Source organism: Nocardiopsis sp. CNR-923 (assembly GCF_001942255.1).
Lineage (GTDB): Bacteria > Actinomycetota > Actinomycetes > Streptosporangiales > Streptosporangiaceae > Nocardiopsis.
In genome coordinates, this window is the sequence record NZ_MKKC01000102.1 from 21,824 (window position 1) to 29,965 (window position 8,142).

Consider the following 8,142-nt stretch of genomic DNA (forward strand, 5'->3'; position numbering starts at 1 on the left):
TCTATGACGATCGACATCCCGGACGGCGACGACCGCATGGACATCGTCGACGAGCTCCAGGCGTGGGCGGAGGCACGCCGGACGTTGGTCGTGCGGGACAACCGTGGCCGGGTGTGGATCAGCACGCTGACTGGCTTCTCGTCGCCCGACACCGACTGGGGCAGCCAGGTGACGTTCGAGGCGACCCGCGTGTCCTCGCACCTACCAGGAGGAGTGCGCTGATGCAGGCCATCCCTGGCCCAGGACCCCGCAACCCCACAGGCGCCACCCCAGGCGAGGTCGTGGACGCGATCCACGCCGCCACGGGGGCGGTTTGGTGGTCCTGGCGGTACGAGTTGCTCGACCGCGACGACCGCAAGCTCCGCGACCTGGACGACGAAGAGGTCGATGCCGCCAGCGGAGTGGTTACCCTCAACAACCTGGCGGACGAGGTCCAACGCACGTTGACGGTGCGGATGCGGGCGGACGCCCGCGTCGACTGGTTGACGAACAGGATCATGCCGTGGGCGCGCCTGCACCTGCCCCCGTACGGCCCGGACCGGTATGTGGAATGGCCGCAGGGAGTGTTCCTCCCGGTCACCCCGAAACGCACCGTGGACTCCGCGCGCACGGTCTGGCGCGATGTCGAAGGCTTGGACAAGTCCACGATCCTCGCTGAGGATCAGGCTCCGACTCGGTACAGCACCGCAGGTCATCTTGACGCCCACGACCGGTTCCTCCGAGCAACCACAGGCGGATGGGGGACCCCCGATCAGGGGGCGGAGTGGCTGGTGGCGACCACGCTGCCTGCCACCTACGAGACCGTCCCGGGAGGAGGCGGTCACGCGTCCATCACCGTCCCCTCCTCGATCGACTTCCCGCGCATCGTCTATCAGGATCGTCGGTACCGGGACGGCGAAGTCCGTGTGCAGGTTTCCGTTGGCCAGGTCACGTCGGGGTCGTCCCTGCTGCCGTCGGTAGTGATGCGCCGCCGGTCCGACCGCGACTACTACCGAGTCCGGTTGCACTTCACCTCGGCCCAGACCGTGGCGCTGTCGGCCGCGAACTCTAACGTCCAGATCGGGGAGGTCGAAACCACCCCAGTCACCTACACCCCTGGCCGGTGGATCAACGTACGCGCCCGTCTCATCGGGCAGGACATCATGGCGAGGATCTGGCCTGAGGGAACTCCCGAGCCCGCAGGCTGGCACCTGGAGAGGACGGTGGAGACAGCCACCCTGACCGAAGGGGAGTGGGGGCTGTCCGGGTCCGGATTCAGCGGCAACACGAACACCAGCCCAACGATGATGTACGCCCGGTGGGAGTTCAACGCTAACCCCACGGGACGGGTCACCTCCCACGTACAGCGTGTCCTGGAAGCCTCCGGGATCACCCGGCACGCCATCACCCCCCACGAGGAGGTCCTGCCAGGCATCCGCGAATGGGAGCCCGGCACATCCAGGCTCACGGTCGTCAACGACTTGCTCGCCAGCATCGGGTACCGGTCGCTGTCCTTTGACGAGTGGGGGGTAGCGATCGCTGTCCCCTACGTGTCGCCCTCAGCACGAGCACCGGAGTTCTGGTACCGCGACGACGACCGGTCGATCATGGTCGCGGAGGCCACCCAGGAGCGTGACCTGCACGGTGTCCCCAACCAGTGGGTGCTGTCCACCACCGACGGCACCGACGACCCGCGCACCGTCACCTACACCAACCGGTCTCCGCACAGCCCCACGTCGACCGTGCGCAGGGGCCGCATCATCACCGACTACCGCACCGAGAACGAGGCCTCCAGCGAATCAGCGCTCATCGAACAGGTGGCCCGGCTCGCGTACGAGTCCACCCAGCTCTACGAAGCCATCGAGTTCACGACCGCCCTCAACCCGCTGCACAGCTTCGATGACGTGTTCGGCATCCGTCGCGACGACCTGTCCCTGGACACGGTGTTCTCCGGGCACACCTGGGAACTGCCGCTGACCGCGGACGGGCTCATGCGGCACCGGGCACGTCGGGTGGTGTCCATGCCCGCGACCGAGGATCCCGGCATCGTGGTCGGGGACGCCACGGTCGTCGGTGCCATCGAGGCCGGGAACATGCGGACCGGCACCACCCAGGTCACCCCGACACCGCACGTGCCCACGGTGGTGCGCGTCAGCGGGTTGAACCTCGTCGGCACCGGCAGTGTGCGCGTCCAGGTGTGCGCGAACTCCCTCGTGCCCGGCTCGACGCTGAAAGAGGTCGCGGTCCGTAACCCCTCACCGGACGGGTTCGACCTGTGGTTGACCCGCGCTACCGCCACAAGGACGAGCGTGTACTGGCTCGCGATCCGAGGAGCGTGACGATGGCCCTGGTGGTCCTTCCGCACGACCTGCGTGTCAGCGGCACCCTGAAGGCCGGCAACATCGCCTCCGGCTTGCTGAGGATCGTGCCCACCCCGAACACGCCCACGTCGATGGCCGTCACCGGGTTGAACCTTGCTGGGGCGGGTGCCGTGCGCGCCTGGGCCACGGCGAACACCCTCGTACCCGGCAGCACCGTCGTGGAGGTTTCGGTGTCCGACCCGACTTCCACCGGATTCACGGTCGTGGTGTACCGCACCAACGACACCGTGACCCTGGTGCGGTGGATCGCGATCCGAGACAGGGAGTGAACTCGTGGCCCACTATCCCGGAGACGTCCTGATCACCGGTGCTCTTTCAGCTGGGAACCTGCAGACGGTCCGTGTCACCATCACCCCGGAACCGAACGTGCCCACCAGCGTGGAGATCTCCGGTCTGAACCTGCGCGGCCGCGGACCGGTCCAGGCGATCGCCACCGCCCACTCATCTGTCCCCGGGACCCACGCCGTTGAGGTGTCGGTGTCCTCGGTGACCTCGACCGGATGCCTGGTGTGGTTGTGCCGGACCAACGCCACCGCAACCCACGTCAGCGTCGTTTTCTGGAGAGAGCCGTGAACTCGCCCGCCGTCAACTCGATGACCCTCGCTGAGTACCATGACCAGTCCGCCCGGTGGCAGGAGTTCTTAGCAGCCCAGGCTCGGTTGCCGCCTGTAGAGCGACGGTTCCCTGAGGAGGAAAGCGGGTGGTTCGGGATCGTCGCGACCCTGCGCTGCCGTACAGAGGGGTGCCCGGCGGCGAAGCGGGCCGAGACGCGCCGGGTCCTGCACTCCCTGGGCGGCATCCAGGCCGGATGCGGCGTGTGCGCACGCCCGACCCAGATCACGGCTGTACTCACCGACGGGGAGCTCCGACTCCCCAACGCGTACGTGGACCCCACCGCTCCGGTACCCGGCACCGTCGAAGGTGAGAACGGTGAAGGGCCCGAAGAGGTAGTAGAGGCACCGGATGGGCGGTGAGGAACTCCTCGCGATCATCACCGGGTACACCGAGGCCACCCGCCCCAGAACGGCAGCCGACCGGCCGCCCCGCCGGGCCACCGTCGCCCACGGCTACGACCCCCGCAGCTACCCCAGCACGCTGCCACCGGTGATCTTCGACGGCGAACCCGCCCCTACCCGGGCAGGATTCGCAGCGCTGAGCGGCTACGTCCCCGCCCCTGGAGACAGAGTCCTCATGCTGCCCATCGGTGACAGCGAGTACGTCATTCTGGGCCGTATCGACGGGCCCGCCGCAACCGCATCCACCATGGTGTACAGCGAGCCGGGCACGCTGACATGGGCGCGCCCTGACAACACCCGCCTGGTGTGGGTACGAGCTGTGGGTGGAGGAGGCGCGGGCGGTGGTGCCGCCTCCACATCTTCCGGTGAGAGTTCGGGTGGGTCGGGTGGGCAGGCTGGTGGGTACGCGGAGGCGTGGATCCCCTCCTACCTTCTGCCGACCACGGTCGAGGTGATCGTCGGGAGCGGGGGGACCGCGACCCCGGGGGGGCCTGGGGGAGACGGAGGCGACACCCGCTTCGGGACTCTGGTTGCTGCCGGGGGCGGAGCCGGAGGGCTGACGCTCACGGCGTCCGGCACTCCGGGGGCGAACAACGGCGGTGGCTACTCCACCGTCGCTCTGCTCGGAGATGTGACCGCTGACGGCCAGGGCGGCGGTGCGGGCATGCGTCTGGGAAGCACCGGCGCGGTCGGTGGCATGGGCGGGTCGTCTGTGTGGGGGAGCGGCGGCCGTGGTCTGGGCGCCGTCACCGGTCAGGTGTCCGGGACCGACGGTCGGGGACCGGGCGGTGGAGGCTCCGGTGGTGCTGCGGGGCCGACCAGCAGCGCGCAAAGAGGCGGAGAGGGCGGTCCAGGCGCGCTCGTGGTTGTCGCCTACCAGTGAACCAGGGCTCGCAGATAGTCCAGGAGCTGCGCCCCGACCTGTCTCGTCCGGGACGTTCCCGGGCGGCGTCGCGGGCCGCCACCATGAGGGCAGCCTGCCAGTACGCGGCATCGGGCGAATCAGTGTCGGCCCCGGTCCTGTGCACCTGGGCGTCGATGCGCGGGTCGGCGCGCTCGATCAGTGTCCGCGCGCGCAACCCGTGCTGGGCCGCGAGGTTGCCGTTCACCGGGCAAGGTTCCTCGTGCGAACCCGAGTACGGGCCGTCTCGGTTGCCCACTCCTGCACGCTGAGCTTCCCGTTGTGCGCAGCGATGACCTCCTGAGGGGCCGGGCGGATGTCGATGCGGTCGGATCCGAACCCTCCGATTCGGCTCAGGGTGTCGACGATGATGCGGCCACCCGAGGTGAGCCACCCACCGTCGCCGCCGTTGGCATCCAGATGCCACATGCCGTGCAGGTCGCCCGGTAGGGCGTGGGCCTGCGACGTCGTGTTGTTCTTCTTGTTCTTCTTCGGCTTGCGGTGCTTGCCCACGTGGGTTTCCTCAAGCGAGTTGATGGGTTCGGGGACGAGCTGGCCGTCGATGTGCCGGTAGGAGCGCACGTCGATCTCGTCACCGCGGGTGGACACGATGACGTAGTGCACGGCGGGGTCGCACAGGAACGCTTCGTCAGTAGTGGAAGGGTAGGCGCGTGCCGCCGTGTGGGAGTGGTAGACGACCACGGGGTCCTCGCCGCGCGCGTCCATCTCCCGCCATACGGCGAGCTGTTCCTCGGGGTCGAATCTGAACCTCCGTGGGGAGGCCTCCGCGTTGCGCATGCGCACCACCCGGTCGGGCCGGTCCGTCCCCGCGGGGCCAGCCACGATCCCGCACGCCTCGACCGGGTGTGCCGCCAGGGCGTGGTCGATGATTTCCCTCAGCACGTGTGTGGGCAGGGTCAGCATGCTCAGGCCTGCGGGTCGTGGTCGGCCAGGGCTCGGATACGCCGTACCAGGGTGCCGCCAGCTGATCCGGTGGTGTTGGTGACCTCGCGGGCTGCGGCCTCCGCGGTCTCTCGCCGCCCTTCGGCCCGGCCCGTCTCGAACGCGCCGTTGTCGTCGTCGGCCGTCATGCGGGCGGCGAGGAGTTCCAGGAGCGCGGTGTTGGAGTGCGCGGCCGGGTCGTCCTGCTCCAGGTCCAGTAGCGCGACGACCCCTGAGCGAAGTTCCGCAACGTCGCCCCTGGGTGACGGGTCCTCTTGGGTGGGGGAGTCGACTGCGCCGTGGGCGTCGGGAGGGACGGTGCCGTCGGAGTAGGCCTCGGGGCCAGCGTCGGGCAGCGGCTTCGTCTGCTCGTCGGCGTCGCCTAGTGCGGGGGCGCCGGTGGTGAACGCCTCCTCCTCGTCGGTGCCAGCCTGGGGGTCGGTGTCACGAAGGCGAGCGGTGAGGTCGGCCTTGGCCCCCGACACCGGGAGCCCGCGCTCCCGGGCGGCGACCCGCAGCTCAGCCAGGTTCATGCTGCTGTAAATGTCCATGTCGGTCCTCGGTCTCTCAAGTGATGATCAGGTTGGTGGGAGCGGGTCGGGTCCCGAAGATCGCCGCCTTGACCATGCTCATGGGGTTGTAGCGCAGGTTTCCCATGACGGCGGGTGCGGGGAAGGGGCGGGGGTGGGTGCCTGGCGCGCTCACGGTCTCCATCTCCTCTGCGGTGCCGGTGAGGATCGCGCCCGTGCTGGTCATCACCCATCCCAGCGGGTACGGTCCCTCCCCGGTCGACCACAGTCCGACCATGCGCTGGTCCTCGATGCTGATCCGGGTCGGTGTGCGGTCCTTGGCGGGGAGCAGTTCGGTCACGTATCCGTCGAGTGTGGTGCTGCCCGCGTGCACCTGAAGGCGCTGCCCGACCCCGGTGGCCGGCGCTTGCGGTTCCACGTCGTCGTCCGGGGTGGGGTTGAGGGGGGTGAGCGCCATGTAGGACGCATGGGCGCTGACGGGGAGGTGCGCGGACATGGCGTCGGACAGCGCTGTCACCACCTCCAGCGGCGTGCCGTCTTGGATGGTGAAGTGGAAGGACAGGGCGTACTCCTGCCTCCGCTCCTGGGTGTTCTTCGTGGGTTCCTCGGGTTCGGTGTCGTCGGTCTGCCTCCTGCCGGTGGTGCTGCTGCGGACGGTGGTTGTGCCGTCGGCGTGGCGGATGACGGTGTCCCCGAGGTAGGCGTGCACGCCGTGGCCGCCCGCGTGGAGCAACGCTGCGTGGTCCGCGCTGGGGGAGCCGAGGACCTCGACGCCGAGTTCGTCGGCCAGGTCCTGGATGTTGGCGCCGGTCACCACCCATGTGCGGGGGTTGTCAGTGAGGGGACTCATTCGGGGTCTCCTGTCGGTGGGATGGGGCCGATCACGGCAGCCGACTGCTCGGCAGCCTGTCCGGGGGTGAGGACGGTGACGTGCTCGATCTCGGAGCAACGCACCGCAGCCGCGCCGCCCTCGTAGGTGTCGAAGCTGATCGAGCGGTTCCGGAGGTCCATCACTGCTGTGCCTGGGAGGCGGCGGCGAGGACGTCCGGGTACTCCTCGGGGCCGGAGTGGATCACCGCGCCGGACCCGAGGACGAACTCGAAGTGGACGATCATCCGAGGACCGCCGTCCAGAGCCAGGCCACGCACAGGCCAGCGGCCACGAGGATCAGAGCGGACAGGCCTGTGGCCACGGCCAGGGCCAGAAGGCAACCGGCGTTCTCCCACCGGTCCTTGCGCTGCCTCGGTTCGGGGGATCCGTCGATGGCGCGCAGTACGGCTTCGGCCGCTGCGAGGGACACACCGCCCACCCCGGGAACGTGATCGCGGATCGCGGTCTGCACGGCCGTCGTCCTGGGATCGACGGTGCTCGCGGGCGTTTCGGACATGGGGGACTCCCGGGTGCGGCAACGGGGATGCATACCCTGACGGCATGAAAGACCACGAATCGAAAGTCTAGATCTATGGACTCTCAGCCCGTTTCTCACCGATCACCGCGCCTGCGTCACCACGGGCCGGTACGTTCGTTCCACCGCGACCCCGCTCGTCGTGCTCATGTACCGACGTCCCCAGGAGCCTCCGTGCGCCCCATCACCCCCGCCGCGGCGACGGCCACTGTCCTGCTTGCTCTCGTTTTGGCTTCGTGCAGCGACGACGCCCCCACCGAGCCCATGCCTGAGGAGACCGCCGAGCAAGGTCAGGTCGACGCGTCCGCCCCCTCGGAGGAGGCGGGACCGACGGTCCTCGACCTGGCGGAGACCCACACCTGGGACGACGGGCTGTCCGTGTCGCTGGGGGACTTCGAGCGGTTCAACGAGGATGATCTCGGCTACTCCGGTGGCCTTGACTGGGTCAAGTTCACGGTCAGGTTCGAGAACGGCTCCGATGCCCCCGTGGAGATCGACCGGATCGAGCGGTCCTGCAACGTCGGGGGAGTGGAAGGCGACTACGAGGCGTTCGACGCGTTCGCCCATGAGTGGCCCGCCATGATCCAGCCCGGGGCGACCGGCATCTGGGAGCCGGCGTGTGAGATGCCCGTGGATGAGAACGAGCTCCAGTTCTCCCTGGGGCTGTTCGGGCCCGATGACGTCGATCCCTCACACGAGGTCGTCTACTTCTCCGGAACCGTCGAGTGACCATCGTCAAAACCCTCACGAGCTTGATTGTCTGGTATCGCACAGGCAACAGGGATGCCCTTGGCGCAGGTGAGTATGTTATGCAAAGAGCAGGAACAGACGGCGTCCCCGGATCGTCGCAGTGAACCGCTAGAGTCGTAGCGATTCGACCCCGCAGCTCAGAGCTCATCTCAAAAGCCGTGCGAGGTGGCCCTGCGCCTGGCATGATCACGTGCTGTGAGTGATGTGTTGCCCGATGGGCTCTGGGAGATCGTTCAGC

The 8,142-nt window shown here is 68.5% G+C and carries 12 protein-coding genes; 7 read left to right on the forward strand and 5 right to left on the reverse strand.

Going from position 1 to position 8,142, the window contains the following annotated elements:
* Positions 1–3: 3 nt before the first annotated feature.
* From BJF83_RS18280 to BJF83_RS18305, 6 genes are read left to right on the forward strand one after another with little or no spacing between them, the layout of a single operon-like run.
* Complete coding sequence (locus tag BJF83_RS18280; RefSeq protein ID WP_143831962.1) at positions 4–222, forward strand: hypothetical protein; 219 nt, start codon at positions 4–6, stop codon at positions 220–222.
* Complete coding sequence (locus tag BJF83_RS18285) at positions 222–2,318, forward strand: hypothetical protein (protein ID WP_143831963.1); 2,097 nt, start codon at positions 222–224, stop codon at positions 2,316–2,318. Before BJF83_RS18280 ends, BJF83_RS18285 begins: the two co-directional genes overlap by 1 nt.
* A gap of 2 nt (positions 2,319–2,320) precedes the next feature.
* Entirely contained in the window at positions 2,321–2,629 is a 309-nt protein-coding gene (locus tag BJF83_RS18290) for a hypothetical protein (RefSeq protein ID WP_075927269.1), read from the forward strand.
* Between the two features lie 4 nt (positions 2,630–2,633).
* Positions 2,634–2,933, forward strand: coding sequence for a hypothetical protein (locus tag BJF83_RS18295; RefSeq protein ID WP_075927270.1), 300 nt, complete (start codon positions 2,634–2,636; stop codon positions 2,931–2,933).
* The gene (locus tag BJF83_RS18300; RefSeq protein WP_075927271.1) at positions 2,930–3,334 is read left to right on the forward strand and encodes a hypothetical protein; all 405 of its coding nucleotides are present in this window, start codon (positions 2,930–2,932) and stop codon (positions 3,332–3,334) included. Before BJF83_RS18295 ends, BJF83_RS18300 begins: the two co-directional genes overlap by 4 nt.
* A complete protein-coding gene (locus BJF83_RS18305) occupies positions 3,324–4,259 on the forward strand; it encodes a hypothetical protein (RefSeq protein ID WP_075927272.1) in 936 nt (311 codons plus the stop codon). Before BJF83_RS18300 ends, BJF83_RS18305 begins: the two co-directional genes overlap by 11 nt.
* A gap of 222 nt (positions 4,260–4,481) precedes the next feature.
* Here the strand turns inward: BJF83_RS18305 and BJF83_RS30610 are convergent, their stop codons facing one another.
* The 5 genes from BJF83_RS30610 to BJF83_RS18325 all read right to left on the reverse strand — a co-directional run bounded on the left by BJF83_RS30610 (position 4,482) and on the right by BJF83_RS18325 (position 7,136).
* Positions 4,482–5,201: a Mov34/MPN/PAD-1 family protein gene (locus BJF83_RS30610; protein ID WP_075927273.1), complete on the reverse strand. Its 720-nt coding sequence runs from the start codon at positions 5,199–5,201 to the stop codon at positions 4,482–4,484.
* Positions 5,202–5,203: 2 nt separating this feature from the next.
* A complete protein-coding gene (locus BJF83_RS18315) occupies positions 5,204–5,770 on the reverse strand; it encodes an SAP domain-containing protein (protein WP_075927274.1) in 567 nt (188 codons plus the stop codon).
* 16 nt (positions 5,771–5,786) lie between these two features.
* Positions 5,787–6,599, reverse strand: coding sequence for a hypothetical protein (locus BJF83_RS18320; RefSeq protein ID WP_143831964.1), 813 nt, complete (start codon positions 6,597–6,599; stop codon positions 5,787–5,789).
* Complete coding sequence (locus BJF83_RS27605) at positions 6,596–6,760, reverse strand: hypothetical protein (protein WP_158070401.1); 165 nt, start codon at positions 6,758–6,760, stop codon at positions 6,596–6,598. The genes BJF83_RS18320 and BJF83_RS27605 overlap by 4 nt, the downstream gene beginning before the upstream one ends.
* 100 nt (positions 6,761–6,860) lie before the next feature.
* The gene (locus BJF83_RS18325) at positions 6,861–7,136 is read right to left on the reverse strand and encodes a hypothetical protein (protein WP_143831965.1); all 276 of its coding nucleotides are present in this window, start codon (positions 7,134–7,136) and stop codon (positions 6,861–6,863) included.
* A 192-nt stretch (positions 7,137–7,328) separates the two neighbouring features.
* On the opposite strand from BJF83_RS18325, the gene BJF83_RS18330 reads away from it, so the two are divergent.
* A complete protein-coding gene (locus BJF83_RS18330) occupies positions 7,329–7,883 on the forward strand; it encodes a hypothetical protein (RefSeq protein ID WP_143831966.1) in 555 nt (184 codons plus the stop codon).
* Positions 7,884–8,142 lie beyond the last annotated feature (259 nt).

Bases quoted from the DNA above. Each gene is read 5' to 3' on its own strand.
- BJF83_RS18280 (WP_143831962.1), top strand. From the start codon at position 4: ATGACGATCGACATCCCGGACGGCGACGACCGCATGGACATCGTCGAC.
- BJF83_RS18285 (WP_143831963.1), top strand. From the start codon at position 222: ATGCAGGCCATCCCTGGCCCAGGACCCCGCAACCCCACAGGCGCCACC.
- BJF83_RS18290 (WP_075927269.1), top strand. From the start codon at position 2,321: ATGGCCCTGGTGGTCCTTCCGCACGACCTGCGTGTCAGCGGCACCCTG.
- BJF83_RS18305 (WP_075927272.1), top strand. From the start codon at position 3,324: ATGGGCGGTGAGGAACTCCTCGCGATCATCACCGGGTACACCGAGGCC.
- BJF83_RS30610 (WP_075927273.1), bottom strand. From the start codon at position 5,201: ATGCTGACCCTGCCCACACACGTGCTGAGGGAAATCATCGACCACGCC.
- BJF83_RS18315 (WP_075927274.1), bottom strand. From the start codon at position 5,770: ATGGACATTTACAGCAGCATGAACCTGGCTGAGCTGCGGGTCGCCGCC.
- BJF83_RS18320 (WP_143831964.1), bottom strand. From the start codon at position 6,599: ATGAGTCCCCTCACTGACAACCCCCGCACATGGGTGGTGACCGGCGCC.
- BJF83_RS27605 (WP_158070401.1), bottom strand. From the start codon at position 6,760: ATGGACCTCCGGAACCGCTCGATCAGCTTCGACACCTACGAGGGCGGC.
- BJF83_RS18325 (WP_143831965.1), bottom strand. From the start codon at position 7,136: ATGTCCGAAACGCCCGCGAGCACCGTCGATCCCAGGACGACGGCCGTG.